General features: G+C 42.2%; 14 protein-coding genes and 1 pseudogene. All 15 read left to right on the plus strand.

Annotated elements, in window-relative coordinates; translation table 11 throughout:
• Positions 1-76 precede the first annotated feature (76 nt).
• The 15 genes and pseudogenes from JCM16418_RS01660 (at position 77) to JCM16418_RS01725 (ending at position 19,075) form a co-directional block, all read left to right on the plus strand.
• Positions 77-979 (plus strand): LysR family transcriptional regulator, encoded by a 903-nt coding sequence (locus tag JCM16418_RS01660; RefSeq protein ID WP_036645475.1) that lies wholly within the window; start codon positions 77-79, stop codon positions 977-979.
• Positions 980-1,108: 129 nt separating this feature from the next.
• Positions 1,109-2,245, plus strand: a complete 1,137-nt coding sequence (locus tag JCM16418_RS01665; RefSeq protein ID WP_036645478.1) for a 5-methyltetrahydropteroyltriglutamate--homocysteine S-methyltransferase — start codon at positions 1,109-1,111, stop codon at positions 2,243-2,245.
• 235 nt (positions 2,246-2,480) lie between these two features.
• Positions 2,481-3,518: a glycoside hydrolase family 53 protein gene (locus tag JCM16418_RS01670; protein WP_036645481.1), complete on the plus strand. Its 1,038-nt coding sequence runs from the start codon at positions 2,481-2,483 to the stop codon at positions 3,516-3,518.
• A gap of 186 nt (positions 3,519-3,704) precedes the next feature.
• Positions 3,705-5,450, plus strand: a complete 1,746-nt coding sequence (locus JCM16418_RS01675; RefSeq protein WP_036645484.1) for a sensor histidine kinase — start codon at positions 3,705-3,707, stop codon at positions 5,448-5,450.
• Positions 5,451-5,463: 13 nt separating this feature from the next.
• Positions 5,464-7,104: a response regulator transcription factor gene (locus JCM16418_RS01680; RefSeq protein WP_036645487.1), complete on the plus strand. Its 1,641-nt coding sequence runs from the start codon at positions 5,464-5,466 to the stop codon at positions 7,102-7,104.
• 106 nt (positions 7,105-7,210) lie between these two features.
• The gene (locus JCM16418_RS01685; RefSeq protein ID WP_036645490.1) at positions 7,211-8,902 is read left to right on the plus strand and encodes a type 2 periplasmic-binding domain-containing protein; all 1,692 of its coding nucleotides are present in this window, start codon (positions 7,211-7,213) and stop codon (positions 8,900-8,902) included.
• A gap of 212 nt (positions 8,903-9,114) precedes the next feature.
• A complete protein-coding gene (locus tag JCM16418_RS01690; protein WP_036645493.1) occupies positions 9,115-10,011 on the plus strand; it encodes an ABC transporter permease in 897 nt (298 codons plus the stop codon).
• 16 nt (positions 10,012-10,027) lie between these two features.
• On the plus strand, positions 10,028-10,906 hold the full coding sequence (locus tag JCM16418_RS01695; RefSeq protein ID WP_036645496.1) for a carbohydrate ABC transporter permease: 879 nt from the start codon (positions 10,028-10,030) through the stop codon (positions 10,904-10,906).
• 66 nt (positions 10,907-10,972) lie between these two features.
• Positions 10,973-13,038: pseudogene (locus tag JCM16418_RS01700) on the plus strand (beta-galactosidase).
• A 133-nt stretch (positions 13,039-13,171) separates the two neighbouring features.
• Entirely contained in the window at positions 13,172-13,786 is a 615-nt protein-coding gene (locus JCM16418_RS01705; RefSeq protein WP_242403679.1) for a DUF1796 family putative cysteine peptidase, read from the plus strand.
• Between the two features lie 248 nt (positions 13,787-14,034).
• Positions 14,035-15,039, plus strand: a complete 1,005-nt coding sequence (locus JCM16418_RS01710; RefSeq protein ID WP_036645501.1) for a LacI family DNA-binding transcriptional regulator — start codon at positions 14,035-14,037, stop codon at positions 15,037-15,039.
• Between the two features lie 225 nt (positions 15,040-15,264).
• Positions 15,265-16,659 (plus strand): ABC transporter substrate-binding protein, encoded by a 1,395-nt coding sequence (locus JCM16418_RS01715; RefSeq protein WP_148298715.1) that lies wholly within the window; start codon positions 15,265-15,267, stop codon positions 16,657-16,659.
• Between the two features lie 243 nt (positions 16,660-16,902).
• Positions 16,903-17,703 (plus strand): carbohydrate ABC transporter permease, encoded by an 801-nt coding sequence (locus JCM16418_RS01720; protein WP_242403680.1) that lies wholly within the window; start codon positions 16,903-16,905, stop codon positions 17,701-17,703.
• 22 nt (positions 17,704-17,725) lie between these two features.
• Positions 17,726-17,983 carry an ABC transporter permease family protein gene (locus tag JCM16418_RS25540; protein ID WP_242403681.1) on the plus strand — a complete coding sequence of 86 codons (258 nt, stop codon included), beginning with the start codon at positions 17,726-17,728 and terminating at the stop codon, positions 17,981-17,983.
• Positions 17,984-19,075 carry a carbohydrate ABC transporter permease gene (locus tag JCM16418_RS01725; RefSeq protein ID WP_036645505.1) on the plus strand — a complete coding sequence of 364 codons (1,092 nt, stop codon included), beginning with the start codon at positions 17,984-17,986 and terminating at the stop codon, positions 19,073-19,075.
• Positions 19,076-19,082 lie beyond the last annotated feature (7 nt).

The raw sequence follows: 19,082 nt of genomic DNA on the forward strand, positions 1-19,082 counted from the left end.
ACAAGTCTTTTTTGAATGATATATAATAGTTGTATCAAATTTGAATCATAAACGAGGTAAAGAGAGGGCTATTCCATTGACGTTACAACAATTAAAATATGTGATAGAAGTTGCTAACCGTGGCTCGATGAACGAGGCCGCCAAGCGGCTATTTATATCTCAGCCGAGCCTTTCTAATGCGATCAAGGAGCTCGAGAAAGAAATTCGAATTACGATTTTTGAGCGAACGAATAAAGGCATCTCACTTTCTAAAGAGGGAGCAGAATTCCTAGGCTACGCCCGTCAGGTCATTGATCAATCGGAACTATTGGAGAGCCGATATCTAAATGCCAAACCTTCGCCCCAGCATTTTTCGGTATCTACGCAGCACTATGCTTTTGCCGTGAATGCATTTGTGAATTTGGTGAGTGAATATGGTCAGGAAGAATATGAATTAGCGCTCCGCGAGACGAAAACGCATGAAATCATTCAGGATGTTAAAAGCCAGCGAAGTGAAATAGGTATACTGTATCTCAATGAGTTTAACAGCAAGGTGATTAATCGATTACTGAAAGACGCCAACTTGAAATTCACAAGCTTGTTTACGGCCAAGCCCCATATTTTTATTAGTATTCATAATCCACTCGCTAAACAATCCATGGTCAAAATTGATCAGCTTCAGGATTATCCATACTTATCTTTTGAACAGGGGGAGTACAACTCCTTCCACTTCTCTGAAGAAATTCTTAGCACGTTGTCACATCCCAAAAGCATTCGTGTCAACGATCGGGCGACACTCTTCAATTTACTAATTGGACTGAACGGATATACGATTTCTACGGGTGTGTTAAGCGCAGATCTAAATGGAAATGAGATTATCCCCGTTCCTTTAGATTGTGATGAAACCATTAATATCGGATGGATTAGCCACCAGAATACGCCACTTTCGAAGCTGGGTGCAGCCTATATTGATGCTCTTCAGCTTGCAATCACCGACTAAAGGAGTCGGTGTATATTTGATATAGCTTTAAGCTATAACCAGGTATAGTTAATTGGAGTTACAGTATAGCTAAATAGATATGATATCTTTCTTATAGAAGATTAATTCAGCGACTAAGGAGATCATCAAATGAGCATACAAACAGAAAGTGCCAAACAAAGAACAGCAACACCTTATAGACATGATCATGTTGGAAGCTTCTTGCGTCCACAGGCGCTTAAAGATGCTAGAGCGAAGTTCCAAAACAACGAAATTTCAGCGGATGAGCTGCGAAATATTGAAGATCAAGAAATAAATAAGCTCGTAGAGAAACAAAAATGGGTAGGTCTGAAAGCAGTAACGGACGGAGAATTCAGACGTTCTTGGTGGCATCTTGATTTCATGTGGGGACTAGATGGCGTTGAGAAGGTAGATGTTGCGAGAGGGTACCTTTTTCAAGGAGAGGAAACTAGAGCAGAGACAGCTCGGTTAACGGGCAAAGTTGGCTTCTCACATCATCCATTTGTAGAGGATTTTAAATTCTTGAAGACAGTCGCAGGTGAGGATGTTGTCGCTCGTCAGACCATACCAGCTCCTGCACAATTCCTTGCCGAGCTTCAACGCCCAGAGAATATAGAGAGCACAAATGCTTATTATAACAATATCGATGATTTGGTTACAGATATTGCTGCTGCATACAATGCGGCTATACATGCCTTTTATGATGCGGGCTGCCGTAATGTACAATTAGATGATTGCACATGGGGAATGCTTTGCGATAAGAACTATTGGCAGGCAAGACAGCAAGACGGCGTTGACGTTGCCGATATTGTGAAGCTGTATGCACGTGTGAATCAAGAGGCGATCGCTGGCTTGCCTGAGGATCTAATCATTACAACACATGTATGCAGAGGGAACTATCATTCCACTTGGGCATCGTCTGGTGGCTATGAGCCTGTAGCAGAAACTCTTTTTGGAATAGATAACATCGACGCGTACTACCTTGAATTTGATACCGACAGGGCAGGAGGCTTCGAGCCTCTAAGATTGTTAAAAGATCAGCAGGTCGTGCTTGGACTTCATTCTTCCAAAATTGGCGAGCTCGAAGACAAGCAAGAAATTATTAATCGGATCAAGGAAGCTACCAAATATGTAGATATTAATCACATTTGCCTTAGTCCACAGTGCGGATTCGCCTCTACTGAAGAAGGAAACATTCTGACTGAAGAGGAACAATGGAACAAGCTTGCTTATATTAAAGAGATCGCGGATGAGATTTGGAAATAATATAGAACAATTGTAAATGAAGCCTTTTATCGCGTGTGCGGTAAAAGGCTTTTTTTGATTTCTGAAATATACATGGCATTAAGTTTTACCGAAATACTTGTCAAAAGTGCAGAAATGTTAGTTTATTATCGGTATTCGCACCTAAGAAATCTCTTTACAATGGGATAGAAGACGGACGTCCGAATGAGTAACTTGTAAGCGCGTACATGACACCTATTACGTTAAAGGAGGAACAATGATGTATAAGAAAAAGTTAGCTCTGATGCTGTCGATGATCCTGTGTATTTCCTTCATGTCTGGTTACAAGGCGATGCCATTTCAGTTGAACAAGGCTGAGGCAGCAGCAACATTTGCTAAAGGGGCTGACGTTTCCTGGCTCTCTGAGATGGAGTCTTATAACTGGAGTTTCTATAACAGCAATGGTACGAAACAAGATCTACTTCAGATTCTAAAAGACAAAGGAATGGATTCCGTTCGCCTACGTGTATGGGTAAATCCCTCACTGAATTTTTCCAATAAGGCTGATGTCGTTAAGCAAGCCGTTCGTGCGAAAAAGATGGGCCTACGCATTATGATTGATTTCCATTACAGTGATACTTGGGCAGACCCTGGAAAGCAAGCTAAGCCTGCCGCATGGAGCAGTAAAAGCTTAGCTGAACTCAACCAAGCGGTCTATGACCACACGTATGATGTGCTAAATACCCTCAAAAGTAATGGCGTTACGGCTGAATGGGTTCAGGTTGGAAATGAGACAAATGACGGCATGCTTTGGCAGGATGGCAAAGCTTCTTCCAACATGAAAAACTTCGCTCAGTTGATTACGAGTGGATACAAAGCTGTAAAAGCAGTCAATTCCTCTTCCAAAGTTATCGTGCATCTCTCCAATGGATATGATAACTCGCTCTTCCGCTGGATGTTTGATGGGCTAAGCGCGAACGGTGCGAAGTATGATGTAATTGGCATGTCGCTTTATCCTTCACAGACGGACTGGTCAACGCTTGATACACAGGCTTTGGCGAATATGAATGATATGGTTGCTAGGTACGGGAAGGAAGTTATGGTGTGTGAAGTTGGGATGGATGTAACAGCTCCAGCACAGGCCAAGTCTTTCCTTACCGATATCATTGCGAAAACAAAATCCGTTTCGGGTGGCAAAGGGCTTGGGGTATTTTACTGGGAACCTGAGAGTTATGGTACATGGTATGAATATACCAAGGGGGCTTTTGATTCTAGTGGCAAACCGACCGCCGCACTAGATGCTTTTAAAAACTAAGTCAACATGATAGGAGGCGTCTGTAATAGAAGAAGCTACCGTACTAAGGTAGCTTCTTTTTTTAGTAACAATCGATCATTATGAAGTATAATGATGTAGGTTTTAGACATATTTAGACAAAATTCAACATGATTATCTTTCAAAACAACTTATCTTTTCTAATTTTAAATGTAAGGTGTGAGATCCGTGCCCAGATATACGCTGTTCCGCAAAATGGTTCTTTTACTTGTTATTATGCTTGTACCTATTGTGGGGCTTTACTTTTATTCTAACCGCACAAGCACGGAGGTGCTAGGAAACGAGTTAAACCAGTCGAATACGAATCAACTAAATTTTTTCCAAACTCAGGTGAATACGAATATTGAACTATTTTCACTATGGCCGACGCTTCTCATGCAAGACCCTGATATATTCGGTTTTAAAGATATTTTTCTCAGTAGTGAGTATTTCAACCTCGATATTATTAATCTAGTGAAACGGATTCAGACGAAGCTTAACATTCAAGAAAGCTCATCAAATTGGAAAACAAAGCTCTATATCTTTTCCCCATCGCTCGGACGAATGGTGTCAGATAACGATGTAGAAGCTTACGATAACAACAACGATCTAAAGAAGCGAATGAAACCAGGATGGCAGGTCGAGAAGAAGGGGGAAGGGAATAATGAATACTATGAGTTCTCCCTGATTACAGCCTATCCGTATTCGTCCTTTAATCATCCAGAGGATGCAAATCTGATTATTGAACTGAAGTTTGACAGCAGTAATATTCAGGACATGCTGGATAAATTCAAGAGCGATGGTCGAAGAGATCCGGTGTATTACAAACAGGATCTTGGCATCATATACAACCGTACCGCGGATCGATCGCTAACGAACGAAATCTTACAACAAATTAGGGAAGAACCATTAAAAGTAGTGGAGAATCGCACACTTGAGTTACATGGGCAACAATATCTAGTTAACATTGCGGCTTCGAAAACGATAGGTTGGTATCTTATCGATTATATGCCACTGAAAGATATTTTGGCACCAATCGAGAAGTCTAACCGCTTGTTTTATTTTTCTGTAGGATTGTTGCTGCTGATGAGCTGTTTAGCCGCATATATGCTATATGCCGAGGTGCAAGTGCCAATGAAGAAGCTGGTCATTGCATTTAAAAAGCTACGGAATGAGGATTATTCAGTAAGGCTTCACTCTAAAGGGAATAACGAATTTAGTTTTGTATTTCAGCGATTTAACTCGATGGTAGATCAGATTCAACAGTTATTTGAAAACGTATATATGGAGCGTATTCACGTTAGGGAGGCAAGGCTGAAGCAATTGCAATCCCAAATTAATCCGCATTTCTTTTACAATTGTTTCTCCTTTATTTCTAGCATGGCTAAGCTTGGAAACATGAAGGCTGTTGTTGCCATGTCACAAAATTTGTCTAGTTATTACCGGTATACGACAAGACAAGAACGGGATGTAGTTCCTTTATTAGAGGAGCTTGAGTTTGTAAGAAATTATTTAGAAATCCAGAAGATGCGTAAACCCCAGCTTGAATTCATCATCGATATGCCTGATGTCATGCGTAAATGGGAATTACCTCTGCTAGTTGTCCAGCCCTTAGTAGAGAACGCTGTACTGCATGGGATTGAGCCCCGTTCGGGAGCGGGAAGTATCCGAATTGTTGGCGAATTGCATAAGGACGAAATGCGGATTGTGGTGGAGGATGGAGGCAAGGGGATGATCTCAGGCGAAATGGACAAGCTTAAGCTCTCTTTGTCCCAGCCAATGAATCAAGAAATGGGATGCGGGTTATGGAATGTGCAGCAACGCATGCAGATCCGCTATGGTGAATCAGCCGGGCTTACGTTTATGCCATCTGATCTTGGTGGATTGAAGGTTGTTCTGCATTGGCCAATAGAACAGACGAGAGCACAAGGTTAAAGGGGGAAACATCATGATTGAAATTCTGTTGGTCGATGACGAATCATATGTAACAGAAAGTCTGAAGGCTACGATTCCGTGGCATGAGCTTGGTATCCAGCACGTGTATCAAGCAGATTCCGCAGAGGCGGCGTTGGCCATTTTGAATGAGCAGTCTGTAGATATCGTCGTATCAGATATTCAAATGCCAGAAATGGATGGATTAAATCTAATCGAAAACATACAGCAGAAATGGCCGCATATTCGTTGTATGGTTTTGACAGGATATTCTGATTTTAAATATGCTAAAAAGGCACTGCAGCTACATTCTTTTGATTATATTTTGAAACCTGTAGATGATGAGGAATTTATTCTAAGTCTCTCAAATGCCATTGAATCTTTGAAAGATGAATGGGAGGCATCTGATAAATATCATCAGTTGCTATATACCATGAAGTCAGATTCGAGCGTGTTAAAGGCAAGTTTAATGCATGATCTTGTTTTAGGCCGCACCTTGTCGCACAAGACGATAGCTAGTAAGCTGCAGCAGTACGAAATATCAATGGAAGTTGAGGAGTCTGCTGTAATGCTTCTGATACAGCTAGGCAGACAGTTCGCCCACCATGATCACCATTCTTTGACTCTGATCGAATATGCAGTGGGCAATATCGCTGAAGAGGTCTTTGCGGATGCCCTTCAAGTTTGGACCTGCAAAGCGCCGCATGATTGCCTTGTGATGCTAGCAACGCTAAAGCCTGAATATCGGGATCATATTGAATTGCTACCTGATTTTGAAGCGCAACGAAAGAGAAAACTTCAAGAGCTCGCTGAAAACTTCCGTAAGCAGGTGAGCAGTTACCTGAAAGGGGATATTGCCATGGTCATTACAGAGTGGTTTCTATTTCCAGACGGTGTTGCTTCAGCTTACCGAGCGGGTCTTAGTAGGTTTATGATGTCTGGTAATGATGACCCTGAATCTATTCATCATTTGGAAGATATGGAACTAAGTCATCATAATCCTGTGAAATCGATTGAGTCCCTATATAAACCACCTACGTTGATTCATCTATTGGAATCCAAACAGTGGGAAGCGGCGCAGTATAAGGTTAATGAAGTATTTGCTGATCTAGGGGGCACCAGATATTCACGTGAACACTTATATGAAGTATACCTACTAATGACGAATTCGTTCATGTATATTGCACATAAGCAAGGCCAGTTTGCTTACCAGATTGATCAATCGGGCTTTGATCTGATGTATGATCAAGGGACGATACTTTCAATCGACAGGTTAAAGGGCTGGGCAGTTGGGATGCTGGAGAAGATCCGCACGGAGCTATCTGCAAGCGACAATTATACGCGAAGTTATATTATCCATCAGGTACAAGAGCTTGTATCTAGTGATTTGGGTCAGGATACTTCTGTGAAGACGATCGCGGATAAGGTCTATTTACATCCTGTATATTTATCCAAAATTTATAAAGCCGAGACCGGTGAGAGTTTAGGAGATTATATTATCCGTATGCGTATGGAGAAAGCACTCTATTTACTGAAAAAGACGAATAAAAAAATATATGAGATTACCGCAGAGCTTGGTTACCAGAATCCGCAATATTTTAGCAAAATGTTTAAAAAGCATTATGGACTTAACCCGAATGAATTCAGGGATCAGTAATAAGGTTGCAAAAGGTGCAGAAATGTTCGGAGAATGACATAGGACCGACTAAGGCGTGCCCCTATAATTAGAGATGCAGCAACGAACGTATATAAGGGGGAGCGACATGAAGGCATATACCAAAAAAGCACTGACACTTGCGTGCAGCCTTGTGCTGATCAGCACGATATTCACTGGATGTTCCAGTTCTAAAGAAGAGACAACATCGGATTCGGGGAAGGTAACTTCAGATACATCCAAAAATGAAAACGCTTATAAAGACAAGTACGATCCTCCAGTGACGCTAACGACCGTATGGGGAGTCGACCCAGAACTAAAGTTCAAGAACGAGGAAACGATAGAGAATAACGTAGCAACGAAATGGGCTAAGGATACACTTGGAGTCGACATTAAATCACTGTGGTCGGTAACCGATACTAACAATGCCTTTGCTACCAAGCTACGACTGGCCATGTCCTCGGGTCAAGAGATGCCTGATGTTGTAACCATAGGTGATGCGAACCTCGCTCAAGATCTTATCAATTCGGGTATGTTTCAGGATGCAGGGGCATTATTCGATAAATATGCTTCTGAAGAGTGGAAGAAAGCCATGGCACAAGATCCAAATGTATGGAATCCATACACGGTAGATGGTAAAAGAATGGGTATTCCAGTGCTCGATTATGCGTATAACCATGATTACTTACTCTGGATTCGTCAAGATTGGCTGGATAAGCTGGGCCTAGCTACACCAAAAACAATGGATGAGTTAGAGACGATAATGGATGCTTTTAAAAATAAAAATCCGGACGGACTCAAGCCAGATGAAGTTATTCCACTGAGCATTGGATTTAAAACGACGATGAATACATGGATGGGCGATCCATCTTGGGTATTCGGAGCTTATGGCACTATTCCGCAGCAGTGGAATAAGAGCGCTGACGGCAAGCTTGAATACGGTTCTATCAATCCAGCCATGAAACAAGGGCTTCAGAAGCTAACGGAATGGTTCAACAAAGGATATATCCCGAAAGAAGCAGCCTTGTGGGATGAGAACAAAACTTCAGAGCCTGCGGTTGCGGGCAAAGCAGGAATTTTGCCTGGTCCTTATTGGATGAGTGGATGGCCGCTAGTGGATACCGTTAAGAATGTGAAAACAGCGGTCTGGAAGCCAATTGCGTTACCTACCGGACCGGATGGCAAAGCGGGTAGGCATGGTACGTTATTTACGAACGGTGTCACCTTGATCAAGAAGGATATAGAGCATCCTGAAGCGTTATTTACGTATCAAAATTATATGTTTAAGAACCTAGCAAACTCCCAGCCAGGTGGCGTATTCGATAACGGATTGTTTAAGGGTTACGATTACGACATGGACGCTAACGGTAAAGCGCTGCGTTATGATGATATTCCAGGCGGCTATGTGAATAGTCTACGTTATTTACTTGTACGTGACGGTGCGCGTGATCCGGGTGCACAGATGAAGGCGCTCTTGAATTTAGCTGATGGCAAGGAAGCAACTACTCGCTTGGAAAAAGAAGTGAAGTTGAACTATGGATTGCAGACTCCAGCAGCCGCGAAGGTACTGATGAGCCAAGAAGGCATTGCGTATCCGAATATGTATACAGGACCAACGACTTCAACCATGAAATCGAAAATGGATTACCTCAACAAAATTGAGAACCAGACATTTAATGAAATTATTTATGGCAAGCAGAGCATCGAAGCATTTGATAAATTCGTTGAAACTTGGAAGTCATCAGGTGGAGAACAGGTTACAACTGAAGTAAACGATTGGTATTCCAAACTAAGTAAATAGACTTTATCGTACGGAGCGGCATGCTGTAGCATGCCGCTTTTTGCGCTGCTCTAAAGTGCGTTCCGCAGGAAGGAAACACAATCAAATCATAGACTCTATAAGAGGTTGCAATAGTGCCATTTATATTGCTTTTATGAGCTACTTCTGAATTTACGTCGTTGCTATAATGACGTTACCAATGAGAAGTAAACACATCTGTAGGAGGAACACTTATGAATCACTTTAAAAGAAACTGGCCGCTGCATGTGATGATACTGCCTTCGCTGCTCTTTCTAATTATTTTCAATTATCTGCCAATGGCGGGTATTGTAATGGCTTTTCAAAATTTCAAACCATGGCTCGGATTAGCTCATTCGGAATGGGTTGGTCTGGAGAACTTCAGAACATTATTTGAGAGACAAGATAGTGTGGAGGTCATATGGAACACACTCATTATTTCTGCACTCAAAATTGTTCTTAACTTGGTTGCACCTTTCACTTTTGCATTATTCCTAAATGAGGTGCGTAAGGCATTCTTCAAGCGCTTTGTACAGACACTCGTCTATTTGCCACATTTCTTGTCTTGGGTCATTCTCGGCGGGATTTTGCTGGATGTGCTTTCAACAGATGGAGGATTCCTGAATCAGATTCTAAGCTCTTGGTTCGGTATTGAACCAATTTTTTTCCTCGGAGACAATAATTGGTTTCGATTTACAGTCATCGTATCCGATGTATGGAAAGAATTTGGATTTGGAACCATCGTATTTCTAGCAGCATTGTCCAATGTGAATCCTTCTCTATACGAGGCTGCTGAGGTTGATGGTGCATCACGATGGAAGCAAACCATTCATATAACGCTTCCTTCCATGCTTCCTATTGCAGTGGTGGTCGGTACGCTAGCACTCGGTAATATTCTAAATGCAGGCTTTGATCAGATCTTTAACCTATATAATCCACTCGTGTATCAGAAGGGCGATATTATTGATACCTTTGTTTATCGTACAGCAATTTTGAATGGGGAAATGGGACTCGGGGCTGCCATAGGATTATTCAAATCAATCATTTCCATGGTGCTCATTATCATCTCTTATCGATTGGCATACAAACTAGCAAACTACCGGATTTTCTAAGAGGGAGAGAAGATAGATGTATCATAAAACCACTGGTTATCGCATTTTCAGCATTTTCAATACAGTGATGCTACTTGGCTTATCACTTCTATGCATCGTTCCGTTGCTTCATGTACTTGCGGTGTCTTTCAGCTCGAAGTCGGCAGCTGATGCTAATATCGTAGGTCTGTGGCCCGTACATTTTTCATTAGAGGCTTATAAAAAAACGATTGATAATCCTGTATTTCTACACTCCATCTGGGTGTCAGTGAAGCGAACTGTTCTCGGTTCCGTGCTCACACTTTTACTAGCATTTCTCGCAGCTTATCCGCTGTCGAAAGAGACCAGCATATTCAAGTCCAGAAATATATATTCTTGGATATTCGTTTTTACGATGGTGTTTAGCGGTGGCTTGGTGCCATTTTATATCGTGATTCAAAAGCTGCATCTCATCAATTCTTTCTGGGTGCTGGTGCTACCTGGAGCGGTTAACGTGTATTTGACGATACTTCTCATGAATTTCTTTCGCGGCATTCCGAAGGAATTAGAGGAGGCGGCGTTTATTGATGGCGCAGGACATTTCCGCACGCTATTCTCGATCTTCCTTCCGGTTTCCCTACCAGCCATTGCAACACTTACACTTTTCAGCGTAGTGTTCCATTGGAACTCTTGGTTTGACGGATTGTTATACTTGAATAATTCTAAATCCTTTCCGCTAGCAACATTCTTACAAACGGTCATTGTCCAAAAGGATATGAGCTCCATGAGTATTGATCCGAAGGAAGTGGCCTTGCTCTCACAGAAGACAGTGAATGCGGCTCAAATTTTTATCGGTGCATTGCCTGTTCTGGTGGTGTATCCATTCTTACAAAAGTATTTCGTAAAAGGTCTCGTTGTAGGTGCGGTTAAAGAATAAAGAATAAAGTACATCCGTAGTCAGATTTGTACATTTAATATACACAATAGAAAAGAGGAACCCGATATGGTCACTTCATATCCTCCCATTAGTCCGAAGTTGAAGGGATTTATGCATGGAGCAGATTATAATCCAGATCAATGGCAGCACTCACCTGAAGTGCTGGAAGAAGACATCCGGCTCATGAAGCTAGCGAAATGCAACGTGATGGCTATAGGCATTTTTGCTTGGGCGGCATTGGAACCGGAAGAAGGCGAGTTTACCTTTGAGTGGCTTGACCGCGTGCTAGACAGTTTTGCAGAGAATGGTATCTATGCATGGCTTGCTACACCAAGCGGGGCAAGACCTGCGTGGATGTCTGCGAAGTATCCGGAGGTTCTACGTGTAGAAGAGAATCGAGTTCGTAATTTGCATGGAGGAAGGCATAATCATTGCTACTCTTCACCTGTGTATCGCGAGAAGACACATATTATGAACACAAAGCTAGCTGAGCGTTATGCAAATCACCCAGCCATCATAGGCTGGCATATTTCAAATGAATATGGTGGGGAATGTCACTGCAACTATTGTCAGAAGGCATTCCAGGAGTGGTTGAAGGATCGTTATGGCACGTTAAATGCTTTAAATAAGGCGTGGTGGACGACATTCTGGAGCCACACGTACACGAGCTGGTCGCAGATCGAATCTCCTGCCCCACATGGCGAGAAAATGGTTCATGGGCATAACTTAGACTGGAGACGATTTGTTACGGACCGGACTGTAGATTTCTGCAAGCATGAGATTGCGCCACTGCGAGCCGTTCGTCCTGAACTGCCCGTAACGACGAACATGATGGACTGGTTCGAGGGACTCGACTATCGTAAATTTGCGGATATTCTTGATGTTATTTCATGGGATGCGTATCTACATGGCATGATTTACAGCAGCCGGGTAAGCTGGCAGCATGGTTCTCATTTAATCATGATTTGTTCCGCTCCCTAAAGGGTGGTCAGCCTTTTATGCTGATGGAGAGTACGCCAAGCATGACGAATTGGCAGCCAGTTAGTAAGCTGAAGCGGCCTGGCATGCATTTGCTGTCATCATTACAGGCCGTGGCGCATGGATCAGATACTGTGCAATATTTTCAGTGGAGAAAGAGCCGTGGATCTAGCGAAAAGCTACATGGGGCCGTCGTAGATCATGTGGGAATTGAGCATACAAGGGTATTCCGCGACGTGGCGGAGCTTGGAGCGATACTAGAAGGCATTTCTCCAGTGACGGGTTCTGCAGTGCCTGCGGAGACCGCTATTATTACGGATTGGGACAATCGATGGGCGGTTAAAGATTCGCAAGGACCGCTGAACCGTGGCATTGATTATGAGGGGACTGTGATGCAGCACTACCATGCTTTTTGGAAGATGGGTGTGCCTGTAGATATTATTGGTTCGCAGGATGATCTTACCAAGTACAAACTGATTATTGCCCCTATGATGTATTTATGCTCTGAGGAGGCTGGTGCTGCGATTGAATCATTTGTTTCGAGTGGAGGAACATTTGTCACGACCTACTGGTCAGGCATCGTAAATGAGAATGACCTATGTCATCTGGGTGGATTCCCAGGTCCACTGCGACAGACGCTGGGCATTTGGTCAGAAGAAATGGATGGGCTGCATGAAGGCGAACACAATTCGTTGATATATAAGAAGGACAATGCATTGCATCTGGAAGGAAGCCATGTGCTGTATGATTTATGTGATCTCGTCCATACCGAAGGTGCTGAGGTCATTGCAGAATATGGGAATGATTTCTATAAGGGACGTCCTGCTCTAACAGTGCATACGTTTGGAAAAGGTCAAGCCTATTATTTGGCAGCACGAGCGAAGGAACCCTTTTATGATGAGTTCTATGGTAAGGTAATACAAGACGCGGGGGTACGGCGGGTATTAGATACCGAGCTACCAGATGGCGTAACAGCCCAACTGCGTACAGACGGGTTATCAGAGTATGTCTTTATCCTTAACTTTAGTGGCAAGAAGCAGCAATTGGCATTCAACACACTAGAGTATATAGATCTATTAAAAAACCAATCTGTACAAGGAAGTATCGAACTAGATCGGAATGGTGTTTGCATACTTAAACGGACTGTAAAATAATAATCTCATTGATAAGAGGCAAAGCCGCAACATGGCTTTGTCTTTTTTCAGTTCACCCAAATCTTCTGAGGTTACAATCCCTTTTCTATGAAACTGAATAGTATAAGAGATACTGATGAAGGAGTGTGTGACTGTGATAGATAATAAGGAGTATGATGCGATTATTAGTCTGGGTCACAATTGTCAGGTTGCTTCTCAGCTTAGGAGAAATCATTTGAGGAAATTCTCAGGGCCACTAGATTGGTTCAATTTCGCCAAGACGAGTGAGGTGTGCAAGGTATTACAGAATCGTTTTGAAGGATTTATGTTACTTGAGAATCTTGAAGTATATGGTAAATCTCAAAACTGTCACTACGTCCGAGATAAATCAACTACATGCCTTTCCTTCCATGATTTTAAAAATGTTACTGAAGAAGATCCACTATTTGACTACTTTATCTTCAGAGAGACTTTGGATAGAAGAATTAGACGATTCATCGATTGTTTATCTTCAAATAAGGATATTTTACTTATAAGAGCGAACGTAAATTCAACGGATTCTTTCGATATCTATCACGCAATCAAGGAAACCTACTCTAATCCAAATGTTCATTTTCTATTCGTAAATCAAAGTGATGAACAACAAATCATTGAGCAACCATCAACCTTTAAGAGCATTAACTCGCTGCAAATTCCTAGCGGTAAAACATGGGAAGGAAATTATGAAGCTTGGAAAAAGGTATTGAGCAGATTTTCACTTCGTAGATGAACTTTTTTTCGCGAAAAAGAATCTCAAGAATGAGAAGATGTCACCACGAGGCTTGAATCTATTCTACAATGATTCAGGCCCGTTGATATGCCAGTAGATTATTTGAATAAGACTCTCTGCATACTCATTTTTCCTCATAGATATGTGTATAACAATTAATGTAAGCGCTTTAAAAATTATCTTGCCAATGTAATATTCGCTTGTTATAATCCTTTTGAAAAGCTTTTCTAAAAAAAGGAAGTAACAAAATGAAACCAACAATTCGCGATGTTGCTAAGATGGCGGAAGTATCCATTAGTACAGTTTCACGTGTAATGAATGCCCCAGATCGAGTTGTAGAGAGTAAGCGAAATCGTGTGTTAGAAGCGATAGATACACTCCAGTATCAGCCTAATTCCTTTGCCCGTGGCCTGATTTACAAGAAATCGTTCACGCTGGGTCTACTAATCCCTGATATTGAGAACCTGTTCTTCGCAGGAGTTATTCGTGGTATGCAGGATGCTTGTATCAAGCTGGGTTACAGCCTTATGATTTGTAACACGGACCGTGACAAGGATCGTTTGCTATCGTATATAGATACTTTTCATGAAAAGCAGGTCGATGGTGTCGTCTTTGCAAGTGATATCCTTTACCCTGAATATTATGAGAAGCTAGTAGGCTGCCGCATACCGTTTGTACTCGTATCCACACATTCTGACGAATATGATATACCTTGTGTTGAGATTGATGATGAGATGGCTGCATATGATGCAGTTAAATTCTTGATTGAACTTGGACATAAGGAACTGGGTATGATTGGTTTCAATCATGCAGATTCTGTCTCAGGACCTCCGAGATCCAGAGGGTTTGTGAGAGCTGTAAAGGAATTTGGACTAGATCATAACATTCAGAATATTGCTTATGCTAGTCATCGTTTTGAGCATGCTTATCAAGCGGCACATGAATTATTTACAGATCATCCGAATTTAACAGCTATTTTCTGTGTATCAGATGAATTTGCGATGGGTGTAATCTCCTATCTGAAGGATCGGAACATTCTTGTTCCAGGTCAAGTGTCGGTAGTAGGATTTGATAATCTTCGCATGTCGAGTATGTTTGTACCGAAGTTAACAACGGTCGCGCAGCCTATGTATGAATTAGGGCAGCGTGCCGCAGAGAAACTGCATGAGCTTTTAACAACAGGAATGGTTCAAATCTCTAAGGAGAAGATGGATCACAAATTAATAATAAGAGAGTCTTCGCGCGAAAAGTAAAATATTTATAAGCGCGCTTATTCTGAAAGCTTTCAGATTCATAAAATATAGGAGATGGCGAAAAATATTCGTTCCTCTAGTATCTTATGTAAGCGCTTTATTTAATGGGGTTTAATACGTATGTTCAATAGCTTTACAAGGGGGTGATCTACCGTATCCGCTTTGGGTAACTCAGATTGTTAGGTGTCATATTTACTAAAACGATTAAAGGGGATGTACGACAAGATGAAAAAAACGATTGGGTCCAAATGGTCATTGCTGATGGTACTCTGCTTATCTTTCACAATGACACTGAGCGCATGTGGTAGTGGCAGTAAGGCAGGGCCAACAACAGAGGAGCCTAAGACACCAACAACTACAAATACGACACCAACCGATGATGCTGGCTCTCCACTCGATAAAGCATTGAAGGGTGAATATAAAGGTAAAAAAGTTACTATGTTTGGACCATTCGTTGATGCCGATCAGAAGAAATTCGAAGCAAGCATTAAGGATTTCGAAGAAAAAACAGGAATCGACATTCAGTATGAAGGTTCCAAAGAATTTGAAGCTACTATTAATATTCGTGTTGATGGAGGAAGCGCACCGGATATCGCTGATTTCCCGCAGCCAGGTCTGTTAGCATCCATCGCTAAAACGGGTAAAGTGGTGGATCTAACCAAAGTCTTGGATCAAGACAAATTGAAGAAGAATTACAACCAAAGCTGGCTTGATATGTCCACCATGGACGGTAAAGACGGCAAAATCATGGCGGGGATTTGGAATCGGAGTAATGTGAAGAGCTTAGTTTGGTATCCGAAGAAGCAATTTGAGGATGCTGGTTATAAAGTTCCACAAACGTGGGATGAAATGATGGCTCTTACCGAACAAATTGCTAAGGATGGAGATCCTGCTTGGACCATTGGTATTGAAAGTGGTGCAGCAACTGGCTGGCCCGCAACGGACTGGGTAGAAAATATTATGCTACGCACGACTACCCCAGAGAATTATGACAAGTGGGTAAAAGGCGATCTTCCATTTACTTCTCCAGAAGTGAAACATGCCGTTGAAGTCATGTCTAAAATATGGATGAACAAAGATTATGTTTACGGCGGTAACAAATCAATTGTGACTACAGCATTTGGAGATGCACCTAAGCCAATGTTCGAGAATCCTCCAAAAGCATGGTTCAATCTGCAAGGTAACTTTATTACAAGCTTCTTCCCTGCAACAGCTAAAGTCGATCAGGATTATGACTGGTTCTATCTGCCACCGATTGACTCACAGTATGGTAAACCCGTACTTGTAGCAGGCGATATTTATGCCATGTTTAATGACCGCCCTGAAGTTCGTGCAGTGATGGACTTCTTCACAACAGGTGAATCAATCAAATCATGGGTTCAATCGGGCGGGGTTATCGCACCTATGAATGATGCATCGCTTGATTGGTATACATCTGAATCAGATAAACGTATGGCGAAGCTGGTTCAAGATGCGACAACGCTTCGTTTTGACGGTTCCGACCTCATGCCGGGTAAAGTAGGCGCTGGTACGTTCTGGAAAGGTATGACCGATTATGTGAGTGGTACAGCCACACTTGATAAAGCATTGGAATACATTCAGTCAGGCTGGAAGAACTAAGTAAAGCTTATCAAGCAATAAGCTCAAGAATTCGTAAAGGTTTATGTTTTAAAAAGAGAGGCAGCGGGATGTCAAGCACGTCTGTCTCTCTTTTCATATTCGCAAAACCAAGTTAAAGCTTACGAAGATCGTTTTGCTTCGCAAAACAAAAGCTAATGCTTACGAAGATCGTTTTGCTTCGCAAAACAAAAGCTAATGCTTACGAAGATAGTTTTGCTTCGCAAAACTTTAAGGAGGTTCTCTATGAGCGCACAAGCTAAGCAAAAAATCAGCTTGAAGGCGATTTTGTTATCACTCGTGGTGCTCGTTGCCAACATTTTTATGAATGGACTGATTTTCTGGTTTTTCCGGGACTCGACCTTAAACCCACTGCTTACTGCCATCCTTGCGGTGATATGGGGAGTGGCTGGTGTATACCTCATTTATTATTCGTTATCTTGGGCAGCTGAACAGTTTCCTGATTATATCCGCAAATATGCGTTACCCTATGTTTTTATAGGCCCGGCGGTAATCATTTTAGGATGGTTACTGATATTACCGGCATTACGCACGTTATACTTAAGTTTTTTCAATGCTTCATCCGAAGAATTTGTTGGGCTAGGTAACTATGCGGCGATCTTTAGCGATCATTTATTAGCAACTGCGCTCCGTAATAATCTGCTTTGGGTATTTATTGGCACTTTTGCGTGTGTCGCATTTGGCCTGCTCATTGCAATTCTAGCTGATCGAAGTAGTTATGAGAAAATCGCTAAATCCATCATTTTTATGCCGATGGCAATCTCATTCGTAGCGGCAGGTGTGATTTGGAAGTTTGTTTACTATTACCAACCGGGTGATCAGCAAATTGGGCTTTTAAACGCTATCGTTGTCTTTTTTGGAGGAGAACCTCAAGCCTGGGTGAGTATGCTTCAGCCGTGGAATAACTTTTTCCTCATTGTCATTCTAATCTGGATGCAGACTGGTTTTGCTATGGTCATCTTCTCTGCGGCTATCAAGGGTGTTCCTGAAGATATTTTGGAAGCCGCTCGTAGATGGAGCCAATGAAGTTAGAATATTCTTCAAAATTATGATTCCGTTTATATCGATGACGATTCTTACGGTATCCACGACGATTATCGTCTTTACGCTGAAAATATTTGACGTCGTCATGGTCATGACGGGTGGTCAATATGATACCGAGGTGGTTGCTACACAGTTCTACCGGCAGTTCTTTATGTACCGTAACTTTGGCTATGGATCGACGCTCGCAATCGTCCTACTCATTGCGGTTCTGCCTGTGATTATCATTAATTTGCGTCAATTCCGCAAGCAGGGAGGATTCTAAATGGTAGGAAAAAAGAAGAAAAAAGGCAGTAAATTAGTGGTTAATATTGTACTTGGCGTGATTTGTTTTATATGGCTGCTTCCCACATTAGGGCTGCTCATTTCGTCCTTCAGACCTGCGACAGATATTTTGCAAAGCGGATGGTGGAAGGTGCTGCCTCATCAGGAATGGAAAGCAGGAGATACGATCCATCTATCCAAGGATGTTGATCTGCGGAAGCCGATTGATGTTGAAGGCAAAACATATAGCGACGATCAGCTAAAGAACGGTGTCATGGCAGATGGGAGCCGCTTGATCTGGGAGAACCGCAGAGCACGTGATATAAGTGTGCAAGAACAGGGCTGGGTGACCAGCACCAAGCTGACGACCGAGAACTATCTCAACGTTATTACTGGAAAAGAGTATACAATCAAAAACGCTGATGGCAGCGAAACGGTTGAAAAGGGTACCGGCTTGTCGCAGGCATTCTGGAATACACTGACGATTGCTGTTCCCGCTACTGTGATTCCAGTACTTATCGCCTCCTTCGCGGCATATGCATTTGCTTGGCTACGGTTTCCAGGGCGCAAAACATTATTTGTCCTCATTATTGCTATGCTGGTTATTCCGATTCAGGTCGCACTCATCCCAGTGTTAAAGGATTATACTTCACTAGGATTAAATGGAAGCTATTTAGGGATATGGCTTGCTCACACAGCATTTGGTCTGCCCTTGGTTACCTATTTTATGTATAACTTCATTAGTCAGCTACCCAAAGATTTGTTTGAGTCGGCATTTATTGATGGTGCGAGCCACTTTAATATTTTCAGTAAATTAATTTTGCCTTTGTCTGTTCCTGCGCTAGCATCCATTGGCATTTTCCAATTCCTATGGGTATGGAATGATTATTTAGTGTCACTTATTTTTATCGGAAACCAACCAAACGTACAGGTCATGTCGATGAAAATTGCCGATCTCGTTGGTTCGCGTGGTAATGATTGGCACTTACTCACCTCGGCAGCGTTTATCTCCATGTTGATGCCACTGGCTATCTTCTTCTTACTGCAAAAGTATTTTGTGAGAGGCTTGATGGGCGGTTCAGTGAAGGGCTAAACAGATT

The sequence above is a fragment of the Paenibacillus pini JCM 16418 genome (genome assembly GCF_000576305.1).
Lineage (GTDB): Bacteria > Bacillota > Bacilli > Paenibacillales > Paenibacillaceae > Paenibacillus_AQ > Paenibacillus_AQ pini.